Origin of the sequence: Flammeovirga aprica JL-4, from assembly GCF_012844305.1 — a bacterium.
GTDB classification, from domain to species: Bacteria; Bacteroidota; Bacteroidia; order Cytophagales; family Flammeovirgaceae; genus Flammeovirga; species Flammeovirga aprica.
Window position 1 is genome coordinate 102,177 of record NZ_JABANE010000009.1, and the last position, 26,304, is coordinate 128,480.

Below are 26,304 nucleotides of genomic sequence, written 5' to 3' on the forward strand. Positions count from 1 at the left end.
GAGTTTTTCTCCTCTGGCAACAAATTAAATGAAATAATGAAAAAATCAATTGTATATATAGCATCACTTGTCTTAGCGTTAAGCATGACTTCTTGTTTCAAAGACTTCGAAGAGATGCAAGTAAACCCAAATTACCCTACGAATGTAAATGCGGGTAACCTTTTTGCAAATGCATTATTCTCAAATATTGGTGGTATTTATGGTGTACAAGCAGAAGGCTTCAATATGACAGCTTCTGGTCTTTGGGCACAGAACTTTGCCAAAATCCAATATATCGATGAGGACTGGTATGAGTACAGATCAGATGCTATTGATGGCTACTGGAAATTTATGTATTCTGGTTCATCTTCAGATACAGGTGAAAAAACAGGTTCATTATATGAGTTAGAACTTGCGTTGAAAAAAACACAAGATTTAAAAGAAGCTTTATTAGCAGCGGACTCTAAAGATGCAGCAGCTATAGCTAATGCTCAAGCAATGGAAGGTGCAATGTTGGCAATGCGTGCATATTTCTTCTCTGTAACTACAGACGTTTGGGGTGATATTCCTTACTCTGAAGCTTTACAAACTGTAGCACTAGGTTATGATAATACAATTACTCAGCCTAAGTATGATGCTCAAAAAGATATCTATACTGACTTGTTTGCCCAGTTAGAAACAGCCAATGAATTATTATCAAATGGTGGTTCTGTTGAGGAAAGTGCTGATATGATTTACCGTGGTAGTGGTCAAAAATGGAGAAAGTTTACAAACTCTTTAGCAGCAAGATTATATATCCATATTTCTAAGGTAGATCCAGCAACAGCAAAAGCAGGTTTAGAGAAGATCTTTGGAGATGCTACAACTTACCCGGTATTTTCATCAATCGCTGATGATGCTATGTTGACTTATGCAGGTACTCAACCATATGAGCACCCGTTCTTCGAAAACTATGTACGTGATACTCGTGATGACTTTGCAGTTTCTAATACAGTAGTTGATTTATTACAAGATAGAAAAGATGCTCGTTTATACATCTATGCAACACCAACTCCGTCTTCAATTGATGCATTCAACACTAAGTTGGCAGAAGATGGCGTAAAAGATTATACTTTATTGAAATATGTAGGTCAAGAAAATGGTGTGCCTAAAGGAACAAGTTTCCAAATCTCTGACCGTTCAAGAGTAGGTGTGCTTTACAGATCAACTCCTAACGGTGTATCGCATATCATGTCTTACGCTGAATTGGAATTTATTAAAGCAGAGGCAATTGCTGTTCTTGGAATTGCAGGTGATGCAAAAACTGCTTACGAAAATGGTATTAAAGCTTCATTTGAAAGACAATATACTTTAGCAAATTCATATAGCGTGAAAACGGCTTCATACGGTGCTTCAAGTGGTGCAATTCCTTTCAAAGAGGATATCGTTGAAGAAGCAGATGGTTATCAGGTAACTATTTCTATGGAAAATATGCAAGAGCATATCGATAGAACTTTAGCTGAGCCAAATGTAGCTTGGGATGCTGGAAAAGCAGCTCAATTGATTGCAGAGCAAAAGTACATTGCAAACTTTACAAATGGTCCTGAGCAATTTACAGAAGTAAGAAGAACAAACTTCCCTCAGTTGACTAAAGTAAAAGGTGGTACAGTTTACGCAGGAAAAGGTTTACCTTACCGTTTCCCTTATGCTGCTTCTGAGTTAACTACGAACGCTGGTAATCTTTCTGAAGCTGCAAATGGTATTACTGATACTATGTATGGTAAACTTGTATGGTGGAATACTTCAGCATTCAACAATTACAAATAAGTCCTCTCAAGTTTAAATTTGATAAAAATGAAAAAGTTATTATATATTTTGTCACTAGTTGCCATGTTTGCAGCATGTTCTTCTGAAGATGACAAATCATTTACTCCTGCTGATCATTCAGGGGTTCATCAATGGACTACATCAGTGAAAATTGGTGTTGATAGTTCAGATGTTGATAATAAAAAAGATGTATACGCAACAGTTCCAACAAGAGAATTATCTGTGGAAGGAACTACAGCTATTCTTAAGTTTTATACTTATAAAGTTGTTCCTGTAGCTGATGCTCATGATCAAGTAGATCTTTATGTTGTAGAAACAAGAGACGGAGTTGTAAGACAGTCTGCAGTTGATGAATTAGTGGTTGAGTTCCAATCTTCATGTAAAGGTGGAAATCCTTCAAGTGAAAGATATGTTGGAAAATCTTTCCATGGAACTGAGTTTGCATCGTCTAGTAAAGTTGATAATTTAACGAAGAGTGAATGTTCGGAAGTAATTCCTGACTAATTCTGTAGTATTGATTTTCAATATAGAATGTAATATTATTTGAGTATTAGAAATGTAGTTTCTGATGAACTAAAATAGTTATTACCAAAATAGAAACCGGAGCTTTATATAATAAGGTTCCGGTTTTTTGTTTTTACAATTTTAATGAAAACAAGCGGTCACTCTTTTCAGGCTCTCAAGAATTATAAAAGATGGTATATAATTTATGCCAGAAGAACTGTGAGTAGTCTTTTATTCAAGAGTCCTGTCTCATTAATTTGAAGAGGGACTCTTGTTTTTCACTTAATTAAAACAAAAAAAAGATCCCTACTTGTCACTTTCTCAATAAAAAACAGCATCTTTGCACGATCAAAAAATAATCTCTGAATACAACCTTTGTTATGGACAAGATCCTAATTTACGACTTCGGTTCACAGTACACTCAGCTGATTGCAAGACGCATCAGGGAGTTAAACGTTTATTGTGAGATTTTCCCTTACAATCACGAGCCAAAGATTGATCACTCTGAGTATAAAGGTGTTATCCTTTCTGGTAGCCCTCACTCAGTTTTAGAAGAAGATGCACCTAATTTTGATGTTTCTGACATCAGAGGAAAAATGCCTTTATTGGGTGTATGTTTCGGAGCGCAAATGTTAGCTCACCAAAATGGAGGAACTGTAGCACGTTCAGAGCACCGTGAGTACGGTCGTGCAAACCTTGACTTCATTGACCACACGAGCCCAATGATGAAAGGTATTCCAAACGACACACAAGTTTGGATGTCACACGGCGATACTATCCTAAACCTTCCTTCTACTTTCAAGGTGATTGCAAGCACAAACAGTATCCCTGTTGCCGCTTTCAGAATCATCGGTGAAGATACATTCGGTTTACAATTCCACCCAGAAGTAACGCACTCTACAGACGGTAAATTCATGCTACAAGATTTTGTAGTAGGTGTTTGTGGTTGTGACCAAAACTGGACGCCTGAGTCTTTTGTAGATGCAACAGTAGCATCTTTAAAAGAGCAATTAGGTGATGATAGAGTAATTCTTGGTTTGTCTGGAGGGGTTGACTCTTCAGTGGCTGCGGTATTACTTCACAGAGCAATTGGAGCAAACTTACACTGTATTTTTGTAGACAATGGTTTACTTCGTAAAAACGAATTCGAATCAGTATTAAAATCGTATCATGGTTTAGGTCTTAATGTAAAAGGCGTAAATTCTAAAGATAAGTTCTATGCTGAATTAGAAGGAAAAACAGATCCGGAAGCAAAAAGAAAAGCAATCGGTAAAGTTTTCGTAGACGTTTTTGAAGAAGAATCTAAGAAAGTAGAAAACGCGAAGTGGTTAGGTCAAGGAACAATTTATCCTGACGTAATCGAGTCTGTTTCTGTAAAAGGACCTTCAGCTACTATCAAGTCTCACCACAACGTGGGTGGTCTTCCTGACTACATGAAATTGAAAGTAGTAGAGCCATTAAATACTTTATTCAAAGATGAAGTACGTTTGGTAGGTAAGGCATTAAACATCCCTCAAGAAATCTTAGGCCGTCATCCTTTCCCAGGTCCAGGTCTTGGTATTCGTATATTAGGTGACGTTACAGCTGAAAAGGTTGAAATCTTACAAGAAGTAGATCATATTTTCATCCAAGGTTTAAAAGACCACGGCTTATATGACGATGTATGGCAAGCAGGAGCAATGCTTCTTCCTGTACAGTCTGTAGGTGTAATGGGTGACGAGAGAACTTATGAAAAAGTAGTTGCACTAAGAGCAGTATCATCATTAGATGGTATGACTGCCGATTGGGTACACTTACCATATGAGTTCCTTGCTGAAATCAGTAACAATATCATCAATAGAGTAAAAGGTGTAAACAGAGTGGTATATGATATCAGTTCTAAACCACCTGCAACTATTGAGTGGGAATAAACATCGTATCGTAGGGGTAGACCTATGTGTCTACCCGCTATTTAATAGACATGTCTATTAATTGATACAAATAAAGGCATAGGGTAAATATGATATTACCTTATGCCTTTTATTTTTTGTTACAAAAAAATGATTAAATTGCATTTACAATTGTTTGCAATTGTATTTTGATTTGTAATGTATAATCTAGTCTTATCTAATAACTAGCAGAACCACCCTTTAAACCGGGGTGGTTTCTTTATATAAAAAAGGCTGTTTCAAGAATAAAATTGAAACAGCCCTTTTTATATTTTGAACTTGATAATTAACCAAGCTTCTGTTGTAAAACTTGCCATAATACAACCCCCAAAGTAACAGAAACGTTCAATGAGTGTTTTGTACCAAACTGAGGAATTTCTAAAGCGATATCAGAAGCTTCAATCGCTTCTTGACTCACACCCATCACTTCGTTACCGAAGATCAAAGCTACTTTTTCTTCAGGTGTAGTCTGAAAGTCCTGAAGAGAAGTAGATCCTTCAACCTGCTCAACAGCAATGATTTTATAACCTTCCTCTTTTAAGCTTTTGATCGCTTCCACTGTATCTGTAAAGTGTTCCCAAGTGACCGTGTCTTGAGCACCCAAGGCAGTTTTGTGGATATCGCGGTGAGGTGGCTTGCCAGTAATACCGCAAAGAACAACTTTTTCAATTGCGAAAGCATCACCTGTTCTAAAAGCAGAACCTACATTATTAAGGCTTCTGATGTTATCAAGAACAACTACAATATTATTTTTCTTCTGACTTTTGAACTCTTCAGCACTCACTCTGTTAAGTTCATCCATGCTTAATTTTCTCATATATATTAATCTCCTATTGGATAATGACTCATTCTTCTTCTTTCAATTTTATTGATCGCCAATTCACGATTGCTGAACAATGTATTGTAAGTCGTCTGATCCTCAATCAGTGTGGTGTCTTTCTCCATATAATTGAAGATTGTTTCTATGATACCAGAAATTTCTTCTTTAATAGAATAAAAAGACCATTGATCCACTTTTCTAACATTGAGCAATCCGGCATTCTTCATATAGATCAAATGCCTTGAAGTTTTAGTCTGGGTATAATCTAAAACCAGTTCAATATCTGAAATACACATTTCCTCATTTTCATAGAGAAGGTGCATGATACGTATTCTAGACTCCTCCCCAAGGGCCTTCATAATTTGTGTGCCGATGGAAAGATTAAAGTGTTTAAGTTTCATATAAAAGTCTCTGCATTAATTTGCATTGACAAATATACTAATCTTGATATCAAATAGGAATAATATCTGAATTTTACGTATTGTTAAGAAAAACAGGCTAAAAATTGAAGTTTTGATGAAATATCATATTAAAATTCTAAGAAAATCATTTTTATTTCTAAAAATGTTTCGCAATGAACTTTCTATACCTTATTATTGTTATAGGTAAAGATAATAGGTTAGTCACCTATTATATGGCATGATACACCAGTAACATTAACCAGTTGTGGAAAGACATTCGATACATATTGAATGTCTTTTTTTTGTATTCCATTATAAGCCCTTTATTTTGAATTTCTTAGTGTGTATCTTCGCGTCATTAGAAAGATACAATTATGGCAGAAAGAATAATTAAAATCGGTACTAGAAAAAGTAAGCTCGCTTTATGGCAAGCTTATTATGTAAAAGAGCTTTTGGAAAAGAATAATCATAAAGCTGAATTAGTACTGATTGAAACAAAAGGAGATAAAATTTTAGACCGTTCATTATCAAAAATTGGCTCAAAAGGTGTTTTCACTGAAGAGCTGGAAGAACAGTTGAGAAATGGCGGTATTGATATAGCAGTACACAGTGCAAAAGATATGCAAGCTTCGTTAGGTGATGATTTTGAGTTGATTGCCTTTACAGAAAGAGAAGCGTGTCATGATGTATTTGTGAGCCATAAAGAAGGATTGGAAATCAATGCTTCTTCTGAGATTGTCATCGGTACATCTTCAGTAAGAAGAGTGGCAATGCTGAAAAAGCACTTTCCTAATGCAAAAATTGTTGATGTAAGAGGAAATCTTCAAACAAGAATTCAGAAAATGAAAGACGGTTTATGTGATGTATTGATGCTTGCTTACGCTGGAGTTCATAGAATGGAATACGATGATATGATCGTACATGAACTACCGTTAGATACTTTTACTCCTGCAACTGGTCAAGGTTGTGTCGCTATTGAATCAGCCGTTACATTGGATTCTGAGGTGAAAGAAGCGGTACGAAAAGCTATCAATGACGAAGATACTGAGCGTTGTGTAAGAGGGGAAAGAGCTTTCTTAAAAGAGTTGCAGGGTGGATGTAGTATTCCTGCATTTTGTTTGGCAACTTGGACAGAAGATAAACAAATTAATATCACAGGTGGTTTAGCAGTTCCGGAAGGTAAACCGCAAATCCGTTACACCTATACTGTAGATGCCGATAAAGTAGAAGAGGCAGGAACTCAAATTGCAAAGGAAACTTTAGCGAATGGAGGTGCTGAGTTATTGGCAGAATTAAAAAACTAAACTTTACTACATTACTATGAAAGGACTGATGGACCAGAATTTTGGTCAAGGAGAAATAGTTATATCAAAAGTAGACGATTTAATCAACTGGGCTCGTTTGTCATCACTATGGCCTTTGGGTTTTGGTTTGGCTTGCTGTGCCATTGAAATGATGAGTACGTTTGCTTCCAATTATGATTTGGACCGTTTTGGGGTCTTTCCTAGAGCTTCACCTAGGCAATCGGATTGTATGATTATTTCAGGAACAGTAACTTTCAAAATGGCTGACAGAGTTCGTCGTTTGTACGAGCAAATGGCAGAGCCTAGATATGTGATTTCAATGGGGTCTTGCTCTAACTGTGGAGGTCCATACTGGGAACACGGCTATAATGTAGTAAAAGGAGTAGATAGAATTATTCCGGTAGATGTCTATGTGCCAGGGTGCCCACCAAGACCAGAAGCGCTGATTGGAGGTATTTTGAAGCTGAGAGATGAGATCAAGAAGGAAACTTTAATGGCTCCAACTGCTGTTGAAAATCTATTAAAAGAACAAACTGCCTAACAATGACAACAGAAGAAATATTAGCATTGATCAATGAAAATCTTTCAGATTGTACATTGACTTATAACCCGATCAAACCACAAGATGAAATTATTGTGGAGGGAAAGGATATTGCGACAGTTTGCCAGTTTTTAAAAGAGAATAAAACGACTTACTTCGATACACTTTCTTGCTTGACAGGGGTAGACAATGGTCCTGCAAAGAAGACTATGGAAGTGATTTATCATTTGTATTCTATTCCTTTTGGTCATAAACTGACGTTGAAAGTGATGTTGGATAGAGAGTCACCTTCACTGCCAAGTGTGACATCTGTGTGGAAAGCAGCGGATTGGCATGAAAGAGAAGCGTATGATTTAGTGGGGATGAAATTTGAAAACCATCCTGATCTCAGAAGAATTCTTTCGCCAGACGATTGGGTAGGACATCCATTACAGAAAGATTATGAGCCAGAGGAAAGATACCATGGCATCAAAATCAAGTACGAAAAAGATTAATGTAGGGGTAAACCTATGTGTTTACCCGCCTTTGATGAATGCCTAACCTCATAAGTTCACCAAATATTGGTGAGGGAGAAGTATCCATCAATTTTTCAATAATAAAAAAAGAGCAATTGTATTTTTTATAGATTACAATTGCTCTTTTTTATTAAGTAGGAAGTTGAATTTATTTCTTCGATTTTTGACCAAATTGTCTTCTTGACATTTCAAATAAAACTAAGAATACCAATGTTATAGCAACTCCTATTACATTCATAACACTCATATCTTTTGAGAAAGCGATGATTCTACCAATAAGAGATAGAAGCGTCAATGCCATGCCAATTGTAATGATATTTTTAGTGAAATAAATAATACCCACAGAAGCATAAAGCAATTGAAAAAGTATATTGACATTCGTTCTTAAGCTTGATTGTCCCATCCAGATATCTGAAAAGTATAAGCAGAAGATCATAAAGTAGAAGATCAGTTGGGAATTATGTAAACCTTGAGTTTCAACTGTCGCATCTTTTCCTTCGTGGTCATTATTTCCTGAGAAAATACGGAGTAAAATATAACCAGCGCCTATACCAAATACGTAGATTAAAGCTCCCCAAAGTACTTGACTGATAATGATATCATTACTAAGACTGTCCCTGAACTGAATAAAAGAACTAGTAGCAGACATCAGTACGTAAATACCAAAACCTGCAATTAAGTGCATCAAGTTTTTAGTAGTTATAAAATGACGTATGATCAATAATGAAATGATCAAAACGACAAGTTTTCTAGAAAGCTTATGCAATATCGTTTCTAAAAGTATCTCTTCTCCTCCATGAAGAATGTAAAGATTCAGCATCACACTTAACCATAGGCCAAGGATACCAATCCAGAACACTGCTTTTTCTTTATATCCTTTTAAAAACCCTATTCCTAAAAATAGAATAGCAGGTGAACTGAAAAAACTTGTAAAGATAAGTCCAATTGTAGTCCATGTGCTCGCACCTGCTCCACTGATTAATCCATATATAAGTGGAATAATTTGTACAATGACAAAACCAAGTCCAAAGGCTAGACCAAAGTTTTTGTACTCTTTTTCTGTTTGTAATGTTAGTTTATTCATAAAAATAAAAAAGTAGTGAAAGTAAGATCAATAAATTTAAACCTTATCTTTTAATAATTCAATTAATTTAGAAACCGCTCTTCCTCTATGGCTAATTTTATTTTTCTCAGTAGAAGATAACTGAGCAAAGGTTTTGGTTTCATTCTCAGGCTGGAAAATAGGGTCATATCCAAATCCTTGATCACCTGTTCTTTCAGAAATAATTTCACCTTTCGCTTCTCCCTCTACTTGTTCTATATTTCCTTCCCAAAGCAACGTAATGACCGTTCTAAATCTAGCGGATCTGTCTTCTTTTCCTTCAAGGTTTTTCAAAACCAAATCCATATTATCTTCAGAATCACGTTGAGGACCTGCGTATCTTGCAGAGTAAACACCTGGCTCATTGTTAAGTGCCGTTACTTCTAAGCCTGTGTCATCCGCAAAGCAACTTACCCCATAATTATCCCAAACGTATTGTGCCTTTTGTAAAGAGTTTCCTTCTAAAGTTTCTTGTGTTTCAGGCAACTCTTCTTCACAGCCAATTTCTTTAAGACTTACAATTGTGTAAAGTCCATCCAATTGCTGTTGTATTTCCTTTAATTTATTGACATTGTTTGTCGCAAAACAGATTTTTTTCATTTTAAATAAGATTAATTACGCACACTTTTTTTATGGCCACTAATTACGGAACTTTTCTTTAAACTCTTTCAAAAAATCCTCATCATAAGGTTCCTTATCCACTTCTTCTTTATAAACTTCAAATCCAGCTTTTTGATAGACTTTAATTGCTGAAGGGTGATCATATTCACAAGTATGCAACCATACATTTTCTACCTCCTCTAACTTTTCGATTTGATGAGTGGCATGAGTAAGGAAAGGCAATCCCAATTGTTTTCCGATATAATCTGGCATCAGACCGAAGTAAACGATTTCGGGTCTTGTTACATCTTTAAAATCAAATTCTATAAAACCGGCTGTTTTTCCTTCTACTTCTAGTAAATAGAATTTAGACTCCGGTGAGTTTAACCAGTCGCTTAATTCTTCTTCAGCCATCAAAACTCTTCCAGTCCAGCCCCAATCTTTCCCAATAGCATTATACACATCAAGGTATTCTACGTTATTTTTAGGGGCCCACTCTTTGATTTCTCCCTTCAAAGAAAACTTTAAATGTGTCTGTATTTGTTTGTCTTTCTGTAAATACCATGTTTTTACAGGAATAGTGATATAACCCATTGTCTTCTCTAATTTTTTATTCAGATCTTCAATATTAATGAAAAGTTTTGTTGAGTTTACCGTAAGATATGGGTAATTTAATAATGTATAGATTATCTTCACTCCTTTAAAAGTAAAGCCATGGCAGAATTTTTTAGAATAAACGCAGATAATCCCCAAGAGAGATTACTCAATCAGGTGGTAAATATCTTAAGAAAAGGAGGGTTAATAATTTATCCAACGGATACAGTTTACGGTGTAGGGTGTGACCTTATGAATCAAAATGCATTGAAGAAGCTGATCCGTTTTAAAGGATTAAAACCAAATAAAATGAACCTGTCTTTTATCTGTTATGATCTTTCAGATATTACTAACTATGTAAAGCACATTGAAACACCTACATTCAGGTTGTTGAAAAAAGCTTTACCGGGACCGTTTACCTTTATCATGCAAGCGAGTAATTCAGTACCAAAGCTGGTGGACTCCAAGAAAAAAGAGGTAGGTATTCGTGTGCCGGATCACAATATTCCAAGAGAACTAGTCAATCTATTAGGTAACCCAATTGTAACCACTTCATTGAAAATGGATGATGATATTCAAGAATATCCAACAGATCCAGAATTGATTTATGAAGAATATGGCCACTTAGTAGATGCTGTAATTGATGGTGGATACGGAAATATCCATTTATCTACAGTAATTAACCTAGTTGGCGGAGATTTTGATGTAGTTCGTCAAGGTTTGGGAGAAATAGAAGATTATCTGTAAGAAGCATAATCGAGCTACGTTTAAAGACAAAATTTACATATTTACAATAAATCATGAAACGAGTATTAATCACGGGAGCCGCCGGTTTCCTTGGGTCACATCTGTGTGACAAATTTTTGGCAAATGGTTTCAAAGTAGTAGGGATGGATAACTTCCTTACAGGTAGTGAAGATAACATTTCGCACCTTTTTGGAAATCCAAACTTTGAGTTCTACCACCATGATGTTACAAAGTTTGTACACGTATCAGGTGATTTAGATTACATCCTTCACTTTGCCTCTCCTGCAAGCCCAATTGACTATCTAGAAATGCCAATCCAAACATTGAAAGTAGGTTCATTAGCACCTTACAACTTATTAGGTTTGGCAAGAGTGAAAAAAGCACGTTTTATGATTGCTTCTACTTCAGAGGTATATGGTGACCCTAATGTACACCCTCAAAAAGAGGATTACTGGGGTAACGTAAATCCAATTGGACCAAGAGGAGTTTATGATGAAGCAAAGCGTTTTCAGGAAGCAATTACGATGGGATACCATACATTCCATGGTGTGAATACGGGTATGGTAAGAATCTTTAATACTTACGGACCTCGTATGCGTCTGAATGACGGTAGAGCATTGCCGGCATTTATGAGCCAAGCATTAAGAGGAGAAGATATTACAGTTTTCGGTGATGGTTCACAAACAAGGTCGTTCTGTTATGTAGACGATTTAGTGGAAGGTATTTACAGATTAACAATGTCTGATTACCATGATCCAGTAAATATTGGTAATCCTCAGGAAATCACTATTAAAGAATTTGCTGAAGAGATTGTGAAGTTGACGGACTCAGGTTCTAAGATTGTTTATCATGATCTTCCTAAAGATGATCCAAAACAGCGTCAGCCAGATATTACTAGAGCAAAAGAAATTTTAGATTGGGAACCGAAAGTAGATCGATCTGAAGGACTTAAGCGTACTTTAGAATATTTTATGCAAAAAGTGAAATAGATTTTGACTTTAAAGTACACTTAGCTGTATATTGAGTTTAGAAAAGAATTTAGAGCATGTTTAATGTATTTTTATGAAAATAATTTACATTGATATGCTCTAAAGTTTATAAAAATAAACGAATGAAAATTCATTATTAAACTATTTTTGTAAGCAGTTTTTTATTTTAATCATTAACGTTTATTTGCTTGAACTAACATTAATGTTATATTTGTCTAGACAAAACCTCCAATTATAAAAAATGACTAGTGAAGAGAAAAAAGCTTATCTATTAATCAAATCGGTGATATTCCATTATCACGGGCTAGATGAGGATGAACAAGCAATCTTGGAGGAGACTGCCACTAACATTCAAGGTCATGAAGAATTGGAATGGGCAACACAGTTTATCGGAGAAGATTATGTCAATGCTTTCGATAGAGCAAAAGATTATCTCTCTGATGTAATGATGGATTTTCCTCCAGAAACGAGATTAAAATATATACGTCTTGCATGGGATGCCAACAATAGAAAAGGGTATATCAGTGAGATGGAAGCTACCGCTATGCTCAAATTAGCCAACACTTTAGGTGTGCAAGGCGACTTCTTAGCGTATATTAAGTCAGCGAATTAGAAAAAAAAGACACTTTTTAGTAGATATGAACCTCTTCTTTATAAAGGAGAGGTTTTTTTTGTGCAAATTCGCGTAAGTATTCGTATTCGTGAGAATGTAGTCTGTGACTTCATGTCATGTATTACAACAGAAAAAGAGAGGAACATGAATAAAAAAGTTGAGTTTCAACACATCGGTAAAATGCCTTATGCCAAGGCGTGGGATTACCAAACAGAATTGTTTGATGCTATTGTTCAGACAAAACTAGAAAATAGAAAGAGAACAGACAGAGGAGAGGAACCAATTGAAACAAAAAATTATTTGTTGTTTGTGGAGCACCCTCATGTGTATACATTAGGAAAAAGTGGTAAAGAAGAACACCTTTTGTTAGATCAGCAAGGGTTGGAGAAAGAGCACGTTGAGTTTTTTAAAATCAACAGAGGAGGAGATATCACTTATCATGGTCCCGGGCAGATAGTTGGTTACCCTATTTTAGACCTTGATAATTTCTTCACGGATATACACAAATACCTTCGCTTTTTAGAAGAAGCTATCATTTTAACGTTAGCGGATTTCGGTATAAAAGCAGGTAGAATAGACGGTTTAACGGGTGTTTGGATTGGAGAGGAAAATGATCCAAACCCTAGAAAAATATGTGCGATGGGTGTCAAAACAAGTAGATGGGTGACCATGCATGGTTTTGCACTTAATGTCAATGCGGATCTAAAATTCTTTGGAAACATTGTCCCTTGCGGTATTTCTGACAAAGCAGTTACCTCTATGGAACATGAATTAGGTCATGCAGTCAATATGCAAGAAGTGGAAGCGGTATTGAAGAATCACCTTGCAACGCTTTTTGAAATGGAAATTTTTGAGAACCAAAATCACTAACAGACAGATGAAAATTTATCACCCTACGAAAAAAGTGAGTTTAGATGTGCCTTTGGTATCTTCTAAAAGTGAAAGTAACAGGGCTTTAATTATTCAAGCATCCGCAACAGAGGATATTCAATTGGACAATATCTCAATGGCGAGAGATACGCAGACTATGATGCGTTTATTGGATAGCGATGAGCTTACATTGGATGTATTAGATGCAGGAACAACAATGCGTTTCCTTACGGCTTACGTTACAGCAAATAGCCGTGAGACCATAATGACAGGAACAGCAAGAATGCAAGAAAGACCAATTGGAATTCTTGTTGATGCTTTACGTTCGATTGGTGGAAACATTGATTATATGAACAATGAAGGTTATCCTCCACATAAAATCAAAAGTTTTGCACAGTCGACTGATACTGTAAATATCAGAGGAGATGTAAGTAGCCAATATATTTCTGCATTGCTATTAGTAGCACCTTCACTTCCTCAAGGATTAAAAATTGTATTGGAAGGAGATGTGAACTCTAAGCCTTACATCATGATGACATTAAGCTTGATGGAACGTTTTGGAGTAGAATATAAATGGGAGGACAATGTAATTACTGTTGCCCCTCAAAACTACAAAAGCGGCGCTTATACGATTGAGTCAGATTGGTCGGGTGCAAGTTACTGGTACAGCATCGTAGCACTTTCTGATGAAGCGGAAGTAAAGATCATGAACTTAAGAGAAGATTCTTTACAAGGTGATAAAGCTATTGTTGAAATCATGGAGCAATTAGGCGTGAAGAGTACTTTTGAAGCAGATGGTGTTCGTTTAACGAAAACAGGCTTAGCAGATAAGTTCTATTACGATTTCACTCACTGCCCTGATTTAGCACAGACTATTGTTTCTTTAGTAGCCGCTTTAGGTATGGAAGGAAGAATGATTGGTCTTCAAAGCTTGAGAATCAAAGAAACAGATAGAATTGCCGCACTTCAAAACGAAATCAAAAAATTAGGATTGGAGATTGAAGTAATTGGTGATGAAGAAATCAGAGTTCCAAAAGGAGGTATCAAGATCGAAGGACAAACTATCGATACTTATGATGACCACAGAATGGCAATGGCCTTTGCTCCATTATCATTGCTTGGTGAATTGGACATTGAAGAACCTGGCGTAGTGGCAAAATCATACCCTAGCTATTGGGAAGATTTGAAAAATGCTGGCTTCGTAACAGAAGGTGAATAATATAAATTAAGATAAGTTCTAGGAAATAAGTAAAAGGATAATTTTTAAAGGGAAAAAGGAAGAGGTATGAGGGAAGATTGTGCCCTAAGAGCCATAATACGAACCATTTTTCTTACCTCTTAATTCTTAACTCTCACCTCAAAAAAATCCGTTCGCTTCTGTCTTAGTATTAAAAGTACTCAGTCAAAAATAAACTTAGGGAAGTAGTTGATTATTTTTTGTGAGTACAACGCAGGAAATGCAAAAAGTGATTCTCGTCTAAATTTTTGGAAGGCAGAAATCACAGAGAGTAAATAAGTAGTTTAAATAAATTTTGTCTGAGTACATATGGAATTAGATGTTAGTTTCAAAGCTGTGGCATCTGTGTCACTTATTCTTTTTTCAGTAATTGATATCATAGGTTCAATCCCTATTATTATTGACTTAAGAGAAAAAGAAGGGAAAATCGAATCGGGAAAAGCTACAATTGTAGCAGGAATCATTATGGTATTATTCCTGATTGTCGGAACGCAGATTTTAAGCTTATTTGGGATTGATGTAAGTTCATTCGCAATTGCAGGTGCCATTATTCTATTCTTATTAGGAATAGAAATGATTTTAGGAATTGTCCTTTTCAGAAGCGAAGCGGAAGAAGGAGGCACAGGGTCGATTGTTCCATTGGCCTTTCCATTAATAGCGGGAGCAGGAACAATGACAACAATTATCTCCCTAAAATCAGAGTATTCAACCTTTAGTATACTTTTAGGGATCTTTATCAACTTGATATTTGTGTATATCGTTTTGAAAAGTTCAGGTTGGATTCAGCAAAAACTAGGGCAAGGAGGAGCGAATATTTTAAGAAAGGTATTCGGTATTATACTTCTAGCTATTGCGATTAAGCTCTTTAAAACAAACATATAAATGTAGGGGTAGGCCAATGTGTCTACCCTTTCTTTTTTCAATTTAGGATGCTTAGAATTGACAACTTCAATTTTTTACATTAACTTCTATAATCCCTAAAATGAGATCTATAGAATAGAAAAACATCTAACAAGTTTAATTGATGAAACAAACTGTTAAAATAATGGCAGTAGTATTCATTGGAATATTAACCCCATTTATACTGCAAGCTCAAAGTGTATCTAATTTCACCGTCAATCTAGGTAGCACAGGAAAATACGTTCGAGTAGGAGAAAAATTCACGATTAAAGGCAATGAAGCGGAACGATATTTTGTGTATCATTTCTCTACTGACTTTATGCCTGCACCGCCTCCAATGGTGGAAAATGCCAATACTGGTAATCCTATGATTGTAGATTCTACTTTTGAGGTAAAAGCCAATCAGCCTATAGAGATTAAAACAACAGGTTTGTATTTTATACAGACTGATACAACCGGCAGAGATGGAGTAGGATTTACAGCTATGCCCTCTGACTTTCCGAAGTATAAAAAGATGAGAAATATTTATCCTGCAATGGTTTATATTTCCACTCAAAATGAAATGACCTCATTCAAAACAGGTCAACGCCCAAGAGAAGCCTTTGAAAACTTTTGGATCAATGTGGCAGGGTCTCCTGATAATGCAAAACGCTTGATCAAGTTGTATTTTGAAAGAGTTTCTGAAGCAAATACACAGTTTTCTGAATATAAAGAAGGCTGGAAGACGGATAGAGGCATTGTTTATATTATTTTTGGGGCACCAGATGAAATTTCAAATATTGACGGTGGAATTCGTTGGTCTTATGACAGTAACTTGAATCACGGGCAAGTAGAATTTGATTTTTTCGAAGATCTGAATCAATTTACAGGAACGCATTATGTATTAAAGCGTTCTTATGATTATAAACGTGTGTGGTTTGATACTGTGAAAAAATGGCGAAACGGTACCATACAATAAGAACATAACTTTCAAACGGACAACAAACTTTAAGATGAAAAAGGCATTATTTATAGACCGCGACGGGACAATTATTGTTGAACCTCCTGTAGATTATCAGGTAGATTCATTAGAAAAACTAGCTTTTGTTCCTCAAGCAATTTCTCAATTGCAGAAAATTGCAGACGAATTGGATTACGAATTAGTAATGGTAACCAATCAAGACGGTTTGGGTACAGATAGCTTTCCAGAAGATACTTTTTGGCCAGCTCAAAATAAAATGTTGGACACACTGAAAGGTGAAGGCATTGAGTTTGATGATATCTTAATTGATAAAACATTCGAACATGAAAATGCTCCAACAAGAAAACCAAGAACAGGTTTAATGACCAAATACATGTCAGGTGAGTATGACTTGGCTAACTCTTTTGTGATTGGCGACCGTTTAACGGATGTTGAATTGGCAACGAACCTTGGAGCAAAAGGAATCTTAATTGGTGATAAGCAAAAGTCAGAGGCTGTATTGACAACAAAATTTTGGAAAGAGATTTACAGCTTCTTGAAAAACTATAAAGCAGGAGGAAGAACTGCCAAAGTAGAAAGAATCACAAACGAAACGAAGATTCTTATTCAAGTAAACCTTGATGGAACAGGCAAATCTGAACTATCTACGGGTATTGGTTTCTTCGATCACATGTTGCACCAAGTAGCAAGGCATGGTAAAGTAGATTTGACAGTGAAAGTAGAAGGTGACCTTCATATTGATGAACACCACACTATTGAAGATACAGGTTTAGCTATTGGCGAAGCTTTCAAACAAGCACTAGGTGATAAAAGAGGTATCGCTAGATACGGTTTCTTTATCGCACCAATGGATGAAGTTTTAGCACAGGTTGCATTAGATTTCTCTGGAAGACCTTGGTTTGTATGTGATGCACCTTTATCAAGAGAAAGAGTTGGAGATTTTCCAGTAGAGATGTTCTCACACTTCTTTAAGTCATTCTCTGATACATCAGGATGTAACTTAAACATTAAGACATCAGGTGATAATGACCACCATATTATTGAAGGTACATTCAAAGCATTCGCAAAAGCTTTAAGAATGGCTATTCAAGTAGAAGAAGGTAACAACGAAATTCCAAGTACAAAGGGCGTACTTTAAAATTTCTTTACGATATTTGAACGGACATTATCATACGGTAATGTCCGTTTTTTATTTTTACGAAGAGATGATCAAAAATATATACACATTATTACTGCTGTTCTCACTTTTAAGTAGCAACGTATTCGCTCAAGAATTGGAACACAAACCAAGAAAGAGTGATACAGGTTTAGCCACTTACACAATGGAAGATGGAACCTATGTGAAAGTGACCTATGGAAGACCAAAAATGAAATCTGATTTTGATACAAAGTTTGGAGTTTCTGTGCCATGGAGAAAACTGTGGAGGTTTGGTGATGATGATGCTACTGAAATTACAGTAACAGAAAAAGTGACCTTGGCAGGGCAACCGCTTGAAGCCGGTACTTATTCATTATATGCTATTCCGGATACAGCAGAGTGGACTTTGATTGTCAACAAAGCCGTAGGGCAGTGGGGTACTTTTAAATACGATCAATCCAAAGACGTTTTCAGAGTGAAACTACCTTCTTTGAACTCTTTTAAGATCTTTAAAAAGTTCTCGATTTTTCTTCAAGAAGATCCAGAAGGGTGTAATTTAGTAGCGATATGGCAAAGAGTTTCCATTGTTGCACCGATTAGAAAAGAGGAAGAAAGTGAGTGATTTTCTTTTATTTAATAAAGAAAAACTAGAACTTTAGTAAAAATGTTGGTTTTCCAACAGCAAACTACTCCACAAAACTTTCAGGTAATGATTATATTAAAGTACTACTTATTATAATTCAAATGCCTAATTAAATGATGTACTAGCATGTTTGTACCCTTTTTAAAACGATTAGCCGTTCTGACGATAGTTGCTCACATTTCATTTTTTGCATATATAGCATTAGGATCACTTTATGTAAAGTGGGCTAATCCCTCTATGTCTATGTTTATGTGTGTGAGATCTCATTTTGATCTAAATAATGTAATTACTCCTAAATTTATACCGAAAGAAAGTATCCCAAATGATTTGCAAACGGCAATTGTCGGTTTGGATGATCCTTCTTTTAAAACGCATATAGGATATTCTCAAAAGTCAGCTCCTAACACAAAGACAATATCTCAGAAAGTAGCAAGAACAATGTTTTTATTTCCTCATAATAATAACCTAGGTTCTTACTTAGAGACTTTAGCGGCTGTAGAAATGGAGTGTATTTTAGATAAAAACAGAATTTTGGAACTTTATCTGAATTACTCTGAATGGGGAGATAATATCTACGGCGTAGGAGAAGCAGCGGATTATTATTATAAAAAAGATATTCATAATTTATCTAGAAGACAGAAATTGAAATTAGCATCAGTTTTGGCAAAACCGCTTGAGGTAGACCCAAGTACTTATGATAAAAATAAAATTGTTGAAGCTCGTTTCAATCTGTTGAATAAATTGATGGATTAAGGCTTTGGTAAAAAATACATAGCTGTTTTAATAAAGGCAGTTGTATTAAGAATAAAAAATAACGGAGACGTAGTGATAAAAGCTACGTCTCTTTTATATTTATAGCTATGGATTACAAGGAAGAGTTGATGAAGGTGGTGAAAAACCTTCCCCTTCAGCCCGGAGTGTATAAATACCTCAATGAAGAAGGGAAAATCATCTATATAGGAAAAGCAAAGAAACTGAAGAACAGAGTATCTTCTTATTTTTTGAAACAAGCAGGAATGAATAGAAAGACCAAAAAGCTTGTTTCTGAAATCAGAGGGATAGAGTATACGGTAGTGGATTCTGAATATGATGCGTTGTTATTAGAAAATAACCTCATCAAAAAGAATCAGCCAAAGTATAATATTCTTCTGAAGGATGATAAAACGTATCCATACATCTGTGTCACTAAAGAGAGGTTTCCAAGAGTTTTTTCAACGAGAAATACAACTGATAAAAGGCATCGTTATTTTGGCCCTTATCCCAATGGCAGGGCAATGTCTGCTCTATTGGATTTATTCAAACAACTCTACAAAATCAGAAACTGTACTTATAATCTGTCAGAGGAAAACGTAGCAGCAGCTAAATATTCAGTTTGTTTGGAATATCATATCAACAACTGTCTGGGACCATGCGAGGGGAAACAAACGGAAGAAAGTTATAATGAAGATATACAACAGATTCTGAATATTTTGAAAGGTAACTTGAGTGTTGCCCGAGAATATTTTACTTCAAAAATGGAGGAAGCTGTGGCTTCACTGGCTTTTGAGGAGGCTAACACATGGAAACAGAAGCTGGAGTTAATCACGAATTACCAATCAAAATCACTAGTCGTTTCACCTACTCTAAAAGAAGTAGAAGTATATGCGATTATATCTGATGAACGTTTTGCCTATGTCAACTTCATTAAAATTATGAATGGCGGAATTATCTACGCGGAATCCAATCAGATTACAAAAAGAATGGATGAAGAGGATGAAGAAATTCTGCTACAAGCAATAATGGATTTTAGGGAACGCTATAAAACATCTACCCGAAAAATTTACACAAACATTGAAATTACATCATTTGATGAAGAGGATGACAGAGTGGAGTTTTCTGTTCCAAAAATTGGAGATGGGAAAAAATTAATCCAGTTGTCTTTTAAAAATGCGATGTATTTCAAACGTGAACGTGAAACATCAAGAGGGGAAATCAGTGATAAGAAAAGTAATTATCAGACATTACTTCAATTGAAAAATGAGTTGCAACTGAAGGATGTGCCTGTTCATATTGAATGTTTTGACAACTCGAATATTCAAGGAACAAACCCCGTTTCTGCTTGTGTAGTTTTTAAAGATGGAAAACCATCAAAGAAAGATTACAGACATTTTCATGTGAAAACAGTAGAAGGTCCTGATGATTTTGCTTCAATGGAAGAAGCGGTATATCGCCGTTATAAAAGGTTGCTGGAAGAAAAGCAGAAATTACCACAATTAGTCATTATTGATGGAGGTAAAGGACAATTGAGTTCTGCTTGTGAAGCGCTCAAAAGTTTAGGGTTGTACGGGAAGTTGCCAATTATAGGCATAGCGAAGAAGTTGGAAGAAATATTCTTTCCTGAAGATCCCATTCCATTGCATTTGAGCAAGAAATCAAGATCACTTCAGTTAGTACAGCGACTTAGAGATGAAGCCCATCGTTTTGGTATTACTTTTCACAGGAATTTAAGGAGTAAAGGAAGTATTCATTCCAAGTTGGAAGACATTCCTGGTGTGGGGCCAAATACCATTCAGAAATTATTAAAGCATTATAAAACTATTACCAATATAAAAGCAGCTCCAGTAGAGGAAATTGCTGACTTGATAGGGAATAGTAAAGCCCAGAAAGTGAAAGACGGATTGTCTTAAAAAAGTTACGGCTATTACTTGATTTAAGTAATAGCCGTAATTGTATACTATTATTTCTTTTTCTTTTTAGAAGGAAGCTTATCTGTAAGGTGTACATCACCAACATTCAGTATAATATCTCCAGCTTCATCAACATGGAAATTTCTGACAAACCTTCGCCCTTCCACAAAGTCAGTGGCAAAGTAGGAGTGATAAGTATAAGTATCCTGCCCGAATGTTTCATCAAACCCTTTCAATACAATCAATACTTCACCATGTTGATGTATCAAGTCCTGTAACGTCAAGTTATACAAAGGACTTTTTTCATCAATCATATGTACAATTGTCCATGAAAGAGGCATGAACATGATATTGGATCTTTCTAAAGAAATATCATAAAACTGTCTTCTAAATTCTTCATTTCCGTTGGCATCGACCTGTTTCTGTTGGATAGATACATAAACGGAAGCTTCAAGATTAAGTAAAGTATTCTCTCTTTTGTTGATGACTCTGAATTGCAGACAATCTTTGTCCGTATTTTTGAATTTTGTCAACAAAGCATTCTTAGAGAAAATAATCTTAGAGATAGGTCTGGAAAAGCGCCCATAAAGAATACCGGTAGAAAATGCAGATAATAATAGCCCGTTAAAAGCCTCTAAACTCGCAATTAAACTAATAGCATGACTTTGCGGTGACATTGCTCCGTACCCCACTGTGGTAAAAGTTTGGACACTGAAGAAAAAGGCCTGTACAAATTCATCCCAAAGGCTATTGGTCTGAAATACGCCAGTGATGTGCTCGACACCACAAGCCATATACAAGAAAGCATAGACAACATTTGTTGTAATAATAATACTTCCGATCACCACTATAAATGGAAGCCAATTAATGGTAATCAGCCAATGGTATGCGTCACGGACAAAGTTGGCAGTACCAATTCTCTTTACATTAAAACTACCGTCAGGGTTAATAATACGTTTGGTTTCATGTTCATATTGAACACCAACCCCAGGATCTTGAATTTTTGAAGTTTTATCAGACATACTGTTTTTTTCACCTAGGCTACTTCATGACCTTCTGCAGCCTCTAATATTTTAAACCAATCTTCTCTTTCCAATTTCACGCTCATTGCTTTGGTTGCATCCACTATTCTATGTGCTTTTGTAGTTCCTAATACTGGAACAATTGCAGTAGGGTGCGTAAGGTGCCATGCAAAAATCGTTTGGTCAATGCCTAATCCATATTTCTCCCCCACTTCTTGAACAACTTGTTTTAAATTAAGGATTTCAGGAGAAGACTCTGTGAAAATTCTACCGTTTCCTAGAGGAGACCAAGCCATTGGTTGAATATTATTTTTCAAGCAGTTATCTAAAGAACCGTCATAAAGAGCTTTAGTTTGCAAAGGAGAAATTTCAATTTGATTAATACTTAAAGGAAATTCCTTGTGTAGCATATCTACTTGATGTGGCAAGAAGTTACTTACACCAAAAGCTTTTACTTTACCTTCCTTTTGTAAAGATGAAAACGCCTCCGCTACTTCTGCAGGATTTAATAAAGGATCAGGTCTGTGGATCAATAAATAATCAATGTTATCAACCCCTAAAACCTTTAATGAATTTTCAGCAGACTGAATAATATGTTCAGCACTTGTGTCATAAGACTTTATATGATGATGAGGCCTATTTGGAGTGATCAGTTTAATACCGCATTTGGTAACGATCTTCATCTTCTGTTTCAATTCTGGTTTTAAAGCGAGAGCCTTACCAAATTGTTCTTCAATAGTATAACCACCATATATATCAGCGTGGTCAAATGTGTCTATACCATTATCAATACTTGTTTCAATCAGCTTTAAAATATCTTGAGAACTAAGAAAACCCCAGTTCCAAACACCGGTTACAATTTTTGAGATCATTTGTTTTTTTTTATTTTAGTATAAAATTAGTAATGTCGGAAATAACTAACCGTTTCTTGTCGTCAGAAAAATCTACTTTGAGTAACTAATATAATTACGCTATGTACAAAGAGACTTTCCTTAATTTAATAGAGAAAGACAAAAATATTCCTTTTTTTATAATTGAAAAAGAGAATTATTCTTTCTTAGAAAGTCACAAAATCCAAAAGATTCTAGGTGTCGGTCTCGAAGGAGATAAGACGGCTAATTTTTTTGAGTTTTGTCCTAAGGCTTGGCATGGCATTTTTAGAGGTACTTTTCTTGAATTAGAACAGCTTGATTATGGAGCATCTTTAGAACAGAAGCTTTATTATGAAAACGGCACACATCAGAAAATAGAAATCATTAATGATAAAAAAGCCTTCATTGTCAAATTGCATCGTGAAGGTGATCTAAACAATGATGTATCCTTTTTGAAGTTGACCAATCACCTTTTATTGAAGTATTCAGATGATGCCATCTTTATTATTGATAAACAACTGAAGGTTTTATTTTATAATAATGCGGCAAAAGATTTGGGTAAAAGGTTGCTAGGTAAAGTTGAAAACATTACTTCAAAAATGCATTACTTCCTAGAAAAGTACGAGCGTTTGAAGATAGGTGTGAGTGCGGCTTTCAAGGGTGAAGAATTTCATTCAGAATTATCTTATTATATACATTCCGGTGAACAAGTTTTCCTGAAGACACATTATCAGCCTATTTATTTACAGGGGCAGGAAGTAGAAGGGTGTTTGATCAGAAGTAAAGATATCACTACCCGTTCTACCGTTGAGGAAATGTTTAGTTCCATGCTGGAGCAAAGCAATATTGGTTATTCAATCATAGATACTGATCTTAAAATTGTAAAAATCAACAAGTATTTAAGGACATTACTTCAGTATTCGGATCATGAAATCATAGGAAAAAAATTCACTGACTTTATACACTCTTCATTAAGAGCACATTTCTTAAAGGAGTTTCAACTTATTTTGTCTTCAAGTGAGTTAGAATCACCTCATAAACTTTTTATCGATCTTAGCTGTAAATACGGCACCACCTTGCTATTTGAATTACAAACAAGAAAAGTAAGGATCTCAGACAAGAAGTATGCAGTATTCGCAACGCTCAAGAATGTAACGCAGAAAGAGCAAAACAATCAGATGTTGAAAGAAATGCAACGCTTGATTAAGGCCTGCGGGTGGGTTTATGACCGTTTTTCTAAAACAATGAATGTGACGGAGGAAGTAGCTCAAGTCATAGGGATTTCACAAGAGTTTATCTATAAAAATCCTACTGCTCTTCTTTCTATGTGTGATGAGAAATCATATGATAAAGCTAGGAAAGCACTCTTGAACTCTTACAGAACACAGTCTGACTTTGATCTGGAGTTATTGATTAAAGGGAAGTACAGAGGAGAACAATGGATTAGGCTCACAGGAAGGCCTATTATAAGACATAGTAAAGTAGTAGGACTTTATGGTGGTATTCAAGATATTTCTACACAGAAGAAACAACTTGGAATTTTAGAAAGGAATGAAACCTACATTGATGAAATACAAAGAGTAACACATGTAGGAAATTGGGTATATGAGCCGAATGAGGAGCGATATTACTGGTCAGACCACCTTTATACACTTTTGAATCTCAATAAATCAAAAGGAATACCTTCAACAAAAACACAACTGAACTATATCGATAAGCATTACCGTATTTTGTTCAGGGATGCAATAAAGCGACTTTCTATACTTCATAAACCAATAGATTTGGATGTGAAGTGTAGTGAAAAACTATTTAAAGCTACGCAGTTGGAGTTCTTGAATATTCAAGGCAGGGCTATTTATGATCAAACAGGTAATCTTTTACGTTTTGTAGGGGCTGTAACAGATATTACAGAAAGGAAAAGAATTGAAGAATTAAGCAAGAGCAAAAAAATATGGCTGAAATCAATGATTAATGCCGCAAAGGATAGTTTTATTGCTGAGTTTTCAGGAAGAGTAGTCAATTATAATAAAGGATTACAGCGTTTATTAGGTTTCAGTAATTACTTTGATTTAAGAGGAAAGGTATTTTTAGACTTCTTCCATGAACAGGATCATAATAAGATATTAGAATATAGAAATAACTGCCGTATCGGAGACGTTTCTAATCCTTCAAAAATTGAGGTGAAAATGAGAAAGAGGGATTCTTCATATGTAGATGTAGAATTGAGTGCTAACCTCGCAAAGATCCAAGGAAAACTATATACCATCTTCAATGCTCATGATATAACAAAAAGAAAAGAATACGAACAGGGCTTATTGGCCAAAAACGAAGAACTAAAAGAAACCAATAAAGAATTAGATCGCTTCCTATATAGTACAACTCATGATCTAAAAGGTCCCATAACTTCGTTGAAAGGATTGCTGAATCTTGCTTACAAGGAAAAGCCTGAAGAAGTAATGAAAACTTACCTTCCAATGATGGATAAAAATGTGGACAGGGTATTGGACCTAATAAAAGATTTTGGGGAGTTCCTAAGAAACAACAGGCAGCAGTTAGAGCCAAAGTCTATTGATTTATTCAGTGAGTTGAAATTAATCATCGATAGTCATCAATTTTATCTAAGTAATGACTTTGTGATTAACTTGGATATTTCCACTGAACACCTTTTTGTCTCGGATCGCATCCGACTGAGAAGTATTTTGACAAACCTTTTTACGAACAGTATAAAGTATAGTGATGATCAAAAGGATGATAAGTTTCTGAATATTGTAATAAGGGATTACAAAGAAGGAATTGAAATTCAATTCGAGGATAATGGTGAGGGAATCTCAGAAACTGATCAGCATAAAGTGTTTGATATGTTTTACAGAGCCTCTGAATACAAAGAAGGAACAGGTCTTGGACTTTTTATTGTAAAAGAAGCTGTTGAAATATTAGGGGGTAAAATAGACCTGATTTCAGAAAAAGGATTGGGTTGTAATATAAAAGTTTACCTTCCTACTCTTATGAGAAAAATATAAAGTGCTGTTTAATAGGTGTCTGTGTGGTTGTTGATTTTCATTTAAAATATTTCTTTGAGATATCCCTTGCATTTTCAAAACAAGCTCTTACCTTTGCACTCGCTTTTGAACGGAAAGCCAACAAAAACATGATGTGAAAGGAGACTTTTTTGATGATACAACTATTTGTGTCAGAGTAAAATAAAGCAATGAAAATTAAGTTTCTAAATAAAACAAAATAAGCATTGCAGATTAAAAAACTCTTTTTATCTTTGCACTCGCCTTTAGCGAAAGGCTTTTAAAACTTCTCTTTTGGAGTTGGAAATTCAGAGTGTTGCAGGTTGAAAAATCAACGAAAAAAACTTTAAGAATTTTTGAAAAAAGATTTGGAAGTTAAAATAAAAAGTTCTTACCTTTGCACTCGCTTCTGAAAAGAAGAAGCAAAACAAACTGAGAAATTAGTTCATTGAGCAACGGCTCAAACGTTCTTTTGATGTAATGAAAAAGTAATTATAAGATCAGCGAAAGCGGATCCCAATTACAGTTAATTCTT

Annotated in this window: 25 protein-coding genes; 18 read left to right on the top strand and 7 right to left on the bottom strand. The window is 35.4% G+C overall.

Annotated features, from left to right (window positions below; translation table 11 throughout):
• Nucleotides 1-36 precede the first annotated feature (36 nt).
• The 3 genes from HHU12_RS05065 to guaA all read left to right on the top strand — a co-directional run bounded on the left by HHU12_RS05065 (nucleotide 37) and on the right by guaA (nucleotide 4,199).
• Nucleotides 37-1,785, top strand: a complete 1,749-nt coding sequence (locus HHU12_RS05065; RefSeq protein ID WP_169655592.1) for a SusD/RagB family nutrient-binding outer membrane lipoprotein — start codon at nucleotides 37-39, stop codon at nucleotides 1,783-1,785.
• A gap of 27 nt (nucleotides 1,786-1,812) precedes the next feature.
• On the top strand, nucleotides 1,813-2,289 hold the full coding sequence (locus HHU12_RS05070) for a hypothetical protein (RefSeq protein ID WP_169655594.1): 477 nt from the start codon (nucleotides 1,813-1,815) through the stop codon (nucleotides 2,287-2,289).
• Between the two features lie 380 nt (nucleotides 2,290-2,669).
• Nucleotides 2,670-4,199 carry a glutamine-hydrolyzing GMP synthase gene (guaA, locus tag HHU12_RS05075; RefSeq protein WP_169655596.1) on the top strand — a complete coding sequence of 510 codons (1,530 nt, stop codon included), beginning with the start codon at nucleotides 2,670-2,672 and terminating at the stop codon, nucleotides 4,197-4,199.
• A 304-nt stretch (nucleotides 4,200-4,503) separates the two neighbouring features.
• On the opposite strand, the gene HHU12_RS05080 is transcribed toward guaA, so the two are convergent.
• Together HHU12_RS05080 and HHU12_RS05085 are read right to left on the bottom strand one after the other, a co-directional pair.
• Nucleotides 4,504-5,034, bottom strand: coding sequence for an RNA methyltransferase (locus HHU12_RS05080; protein WP_169655598.1), 531 nt, complete (start codon nucleotides 5,032-5,034; stop codon nucleotides 4,504-4,506).
• Nucleotides 5,035-5,039: 5 nt separating this feature from the next.
• The gene (locus tag HHU12_RS05085; RefSeq protein ID WP_062619791.1) at nucleotides 5,040-5,438 is read right to left on the bottom strand and encodes an ArsR/SmtB family transcription factor; all 399 of its coding nucleotides are present in this window, start codon (nucleotides 5,436-5,438) and stop codon (nucleotides 5,040-5,042) included.
• A gap of 374 nt (nucleotides 5,439-5,812) precedes the next feature.
• Between HHU12_RS05085 and hemC the strand changes: the two genes are divergently transcribed.
• From hemC to HHU12_RS05100, 3 genes are read left to right on the top strand one after another with little or no spacing between them, the layout of a single operon-like run.
• The gene (hemC, locus tag HHU12_RS05090) at nucleotides 5,813-6,742 is read left to right on the top strand and encodes a hydroxymethylbilane synthase (RefSeq protein WP_169655600.1); all 930 of its coding nucleotides are present in this window, start codon (nucleotides 5,813-5,815) and stop codon (nucleotides 6,740-6,742) included.
• Nucleotides 6,743-6,770: 28 nt separating this feature from the next.
• Nucleotides 6,771-7,283: an NADH-quinone oxidoreductase subunit NuoB gene (nuoB, locus tag HHU12_RS05095; RefSeq protein ID WP_240970851.1), complete on the top strand. Its 513-nt coding sequence runs from the start codon at nucleotides 6,771-6,773 to the stop codon at nucleotides 7,281-7,283.
• A 2-nt stretch (nucleotides 7,284-7,285) separates the two neighbouring features.
• The gene (locus HHU12_RS05100) at nucleotides 7,286-7,777 is read left to right on the top strand and encodes an NADH-quinone oxidoreductase subunit C (protein WP_169655604.1); all 492 of its coding nucleotides are present in this window, start codon (nucleotides 7,286-7,288) and stop codon (nucleotides 7,775-7,777) included.
• A gap of 169 nt (nucleotides 7,778-7,946) precedes the next feature.
• Here the strand turns inward: HHU12_RS05100 and HHU12_RS05105 are convergent, their stop codons facing one another.
• Genes HHU12_RS05105 through HHU12_RS35270 form a run of 3 tightly spaced genes read right to left on the bottom strand, consistent with a single transcriptional unit; the run spans nucleotide 7,947 to nucleotide 10,196 of the window.
• Nucleotides 7,947-8,882 carry a hypothetical protein gene (locus tag HHU12_RS05105; protein ID WP_169655605.1) on the bottom strand — a complete coding sequence of 312 codons (936 nt, stop codon included), beginning with the start codon at nucleotides 8,880-8,882 and terminating at the stop codon, nucleotides 7,947-7,949.
• Between the two features lie 36 nt (nucleotides 8,883-8,918).
• Complete coding sequence (locus HHU12_RS05110; RefSeq protein WP_169655607.1) at nucleotides 8,919-9,500, bottom strand: non-canonical purine NTP diphosphatase; 582 nt, start codon at nucleotides 9,498-9,500, stop codon at nucleotides 8,919-8,921.
• Nucleotides 9,501-9,539: 39 nt separating this feature from the next.
• Nucleotides 9,540-10,196 (bottom strand): GNAT family N-acetyltransferase, encoded by a 657-nt coding sequence (locus HHU12_RS35270; protein ID WP_169655609.1) that lies wholly within the window; start codon nucleotides 10,194-10,196, stop codon nucleotides 9,540-9,542.
• Nucleotides 10,197-10,214: 18 nt separating this feature from the next.
• Between HHU12_RS35270 and HHU12_RS05120 the strand changes: the two genes are divergently transcribed.
• From HHU12_RS05120 to uvrC, 11 genes are all read left to right on the top strand, one after another.
• Nucleotides 10,215-10,841 carry an L-threonylcarbamoyladenylate synthase gene (locus tag HHU12_RS05120; RefSeq protein WP_169655611.1) on the top strand — a complete coding sequence of 209 codons (627 nt, stop codon included), beginning with the start codon at nucleotides 10,215-10,217 and terminating at the stop codon, nucleotides 10,839-10,841.
• Nucleotides 10,842-10,894: 53 nt separating this feature from the next.
• Nucleotides 10,895-11,830, top strand: coding sequence for a UDP-glucuronic acid decarboxylase family protein (locus HHU12_RS05125; RefSeq protein WP_169655613.1), 936 nt, complete (start codon nucleotides 10,895-10,897; stop codon nucleotides 11,828-11,830).
• A 241-nt stretch (nucleotides 11,831-12,071) separates the two neighbouring features.
• A complete protein-coding gene (locus HHU12_RS05130; RefSeq protein WP_044211452.1) occupies nucleotides 12,072-12,443 on the top strand; it encodes a hypothetical protein in 372 nt (123 codons plus the stop codon).
• A gap of 111 nt (nucleotides 12,444-12,554) precedes the next feature.
• Complete coding sequence (lipB, locus tag HHU12_RS05135) at nucleotides 12,555-13,313, top strand: lipoyl(octanoyl) transferase LipB (RefSeq protein ID WP_262889373.1); 759 nt, start codon at nucleotides 12,555-12,557, stop codon at nucleotides 13,311-13,313.
• Between the two features lie 7 nt (nucleotides 13,314-13,320).
• Nucleotides 13,321-14,532 (top strand): 3-phosphoshikimate 1-carboxyvinyltransferase, encoded by a 1,212-nt coding sequence (locus tag HHU12_RS05140; protein WP_169655616.1) that lies wholly within the window; start codon nucleotides 13,321-13,323, stop codon nucleotides 14,530-14,532.
• A 327-nt stretch (nucleotides 14,533-14,859) separates the two neighbouring features.
• Complete coding sequence (locus HHU12_RS05145; RefSeq protein ID WP_169655618.1) at nucleotides 14,860-15,432, top strand: MarC family protein; 573 nt, start codon at nucleotides 14,860-14,862, stop codon at nucleotides 15,430-15,432.
• A gap of 163 nt (nucleotides 15,433-15,595) precedes the next feature.
• Nucleotides 15,596-16,408, top strand: a complete 813-nt coding sequence (locus HHU12_RS05150) for a GWxTD domain-containing protein (RefSeq protein WP_169655620.1) — start codon at nucleotides 15,596-15,598, stop codon at nucleotides 16,406-16,408.
• 34 nt (nucleotides 16,409-16,442) lie between these two features.
• Entirely contained in the window at nucleotides 16,443-17,549 is a 1,107-nt protein-coding gene (gene hisB, locus HHU12_RS05155) for a bifunctional histidinol-phosphatase/imidazoleglycerol-phosphate dehydratase HisB (protein WP_169655622.1), read from the top strand.
• Between the two features lie 67 nt (nucleotides 17,550-17,616).
• On the top strand, nucleotides 17,617-18,171 hold the full coding sequence (locus HHU12_RS05160; RefSeq protein WP_169655624.1) for a DUF2911 domain-containing protein: 555 nt from the start codon (nucleotides 17,617-17,619) through the stop codon (nucleotides 18,169-18,171).
• Nucleotides 18,172-18,318: 147 nt separating this feature from the next.
• Nucleotides 18,319-18,945 carry a transglycosylase domain-containing protein gene (locus HHU12_RS05165; RefSeq protein ID WP_169655626.1) on the top strand — a complete coding sequence of 209 codons (627 nt, stop codon included), beginning with the start codon at nucleotides 18,319-18,321 and terminating at the stop codon, nucleotides 18,943-18,945.
• Between the two features lie 107 nt (nucleotides 18,946-19,052).
• Entirely contained in the window at nucleotides 19,053-20,858 is a 1,806-nt protein-coding gene (gene uvrC / locus HHU12_RS05170) for an excinuclease ABC subunit UvrC (RefSeq protein WP_169655628.1), read from the top strand.
• A 50-nt stretch (nucleotides 20,859-20,908) separates the two neighbouring features.
• Here the strand turns inward: uvrC and HHU12_RS05175 are convergent, their stop codons facing one another.
• Together HHU12_RS05175 and HHU12_RS05180 are read right to left on the bottom strand one after the other, a co-directional pair.
• Nucleotides 20,909-21,880 (bottom strand): ion channel, encoded by a 972-nt coding sequence (locus HHU12_RS05175; protein ID WP_169655629.1) that lies wholly within the window; start codon nucleotides 21,878-21,880, stop codon nucleotides 20,909-20,911.
• A gap of 14 nt (nucleotides 21,881-21,894) precedes the next feature.
• Complete coding sequence (locus tag HHU12_RS05180) at nucleotides 21,895-22,752, bottom strand: aldo/keto reductase (RefSeq protein WP_169655631.1); 858 nt, start codon at nucleotides 22,750-22,752, stop codon at nucleotides 21,895-21,897.
• 101 nt (nucleotides 22,753-22,853) lie between these two features.
• On the opposite strand from HHU12_RS05180, the gene HHU12_RS05185 reads away from it, so the two are divergent.
• Nucleotides 22,854-25,772 carry a PAS domain S-box protein gene (locus HHU12_RS05185; RefSeq protein ID WP_169655633.1) on the top strand — a complete coding sequence of 973 codons (2,919 nt, stop codon included), beginning with the start codon at nucleotides 22,854-22,856 and terminating at the stop codon, nucleotides 25,770-25,772.
• The last annotated feature ends 532 nt before the right edge of the window (nucleotides 25,773-26,304 follow it).

Bases quoted from the DNA above. Each gene is read 5' to 3' on its own strand.
- HHU12_RS05065 (WP_169655592.1), top strand. From the start codon at position 37: ATGAAAAAATCAATTGTATATATAGCATCACTTGTCTTAGCGTTAAGC.
- HHU12_RS05070 (WP_169655594.1), top strand. From the start codon at position 1,813: ATGAAAAAGTTATTATATATTTTGTCACTAGTTGCCATGTTTGCAGCA.
- guaA (WP_169655596.1), top strand. From the start codon at position 2,670: ATGGACAAGATCCTAATTTACGACTTCGGTTCACAGTACACTCAGCTG.
- HHU12_RS05080 (WP_169655598.1), bottom strand. From the start codon at position 5,034: ATGAGAAAATTAAGCATGGATGAACTTAACAGAGTGAGTGCTGAAGAG.
- HHU12_RS05085 (WP_062619791.1), bottom strand. From the start codon at position 5,438: ATGAAACTTAAACACTTTAATCTTTCCATCGGCACACAAATTATGAAG.
- hemC (WP_169655600.1), top strand. From the start codon at position 5,813: ATGGCAGAAAGAATAATTAAAATCGGTACTAGAAAAAGTAAGCTCGCT.
- nuoB (WP_240970851.1), top strand. From the start codon at position 6,771: ATGGACCAGAATTTTGGTCAAGGAGAAATAGTTATATCAAAAGTAGAC.
- HHU12_RS05100 (WP_169655604.1), top strand. From the start codon at position 7,286: ATGACAACAGAAGAAATATTAGCATTGATCAATGAAAATCTTTCAGAT.
- HHU12_RS05105 (WP_169655605.1), bottom strand. From the start codon at position 8,882: ATGAATAAACTAACATTACAAACAGAAAAAGAGTACAAAAACTTTGGT.
- HHU12_RS05110 (WP_169655607.1), bottom strand. From the start codon at position 9,500: ATGAAAAAAATCTGTTTTGCGACAAACAATGTCAATAAATTAAAGGAA.
- HHU12_RS05120 (WP_169655611.1), top strand. From the start codon at position 10,215: ATGGCAGAATTTTTTAGAATAAACGCAGATAATCCCCAAGAGAGATTA.
- HHU12_RS05125 (WP_169655613.1), top strand. From the start codon at position 10,895: ATGAAACGAGTATTAATCACGGGAGCCGCCGGTTTCCTTGGGTCACAT.
- HHU12_RS05130 (WP_044211452.1), top strand. From the start codon at position 12,072: ATGACTAGTGAAGAGAAAAAAGCTTATCTATTAATCAAATCGGTGATA.
- lipB (WP_262889373.1), top strand. From the start codon at position 12,555: ATGTCATGTATTACAACAGAAAAAGAGAGGAACATGAATAAAAAAGTT.
- HHU12_RS05140 (WP_169655616.1), top strand. From the start codon at position 13,321: ATGAAAATTTATCACCCTACGAAAAAAGTGAGTTTAGATGTGCCTTTG.
- HHU12_RS05145 (WP_169655618.1), top strand. From the start codon at position 14,860: ATGGAATTAGATGTTAGTTTCAAAGCTGTGGCATCTGTGTCACTTATT.
- HHU12_RS05150 (WP_169655620.1), top strand. From the start codon at position 15,596: ATGGCAGTAGTATTCATTGGAATATTAACCCCATTTATACTGCAAGCT.
- hisB (WP_169655622.1), top strand. From the start codon at position 16,443: ATGAAAAAGGCATTATTTATAGACCGCGACGGGACAATTATTGTTGAA.
- HHU12_RS05160 (WP_169655624.1), top strand. From the start codon at position 17,617: ATGATCAAAAATATATACACATTATTACTGCTGTTCTCACTTTTAAGT.
- HHU12_RS05165 (WP_169655626.1), top strand. From the start codon at position 18,319: ATGTTTGTACCCTTTTTAAAACGATTAGCCGTTCTGACGATAGTTGCT.
- uvrC (WP_169655628.1), top strand. From the start codon at position 19,053: ATGGATTACAAGGAAGAGTTGATGAAGGTGGTGAAAAACCTTCCCCTT.
- HHU12_RS05175 (WP_169655629.1), bottom strand. From the start codon at position 21,880: ATGTCTGATAAAACTTCAAAAATTCAAGATCCTGGGGTTGGTGTTCAA.
- HHU12_RS05180 (WP_169655631.1), bottom strand. From the start codon at position 22,752: ATGATCTCAAAAATTGTAACCGGTGTTTGGAACTGGGGTTTTCTTAGT.
- HHU12_RS05185 (WP_169655633.1), top strand. From the start codon at position 22,854: ATGTACAAAGAGACTTTCCTTAATTTAATAGAGAAAGACAAAAATATT.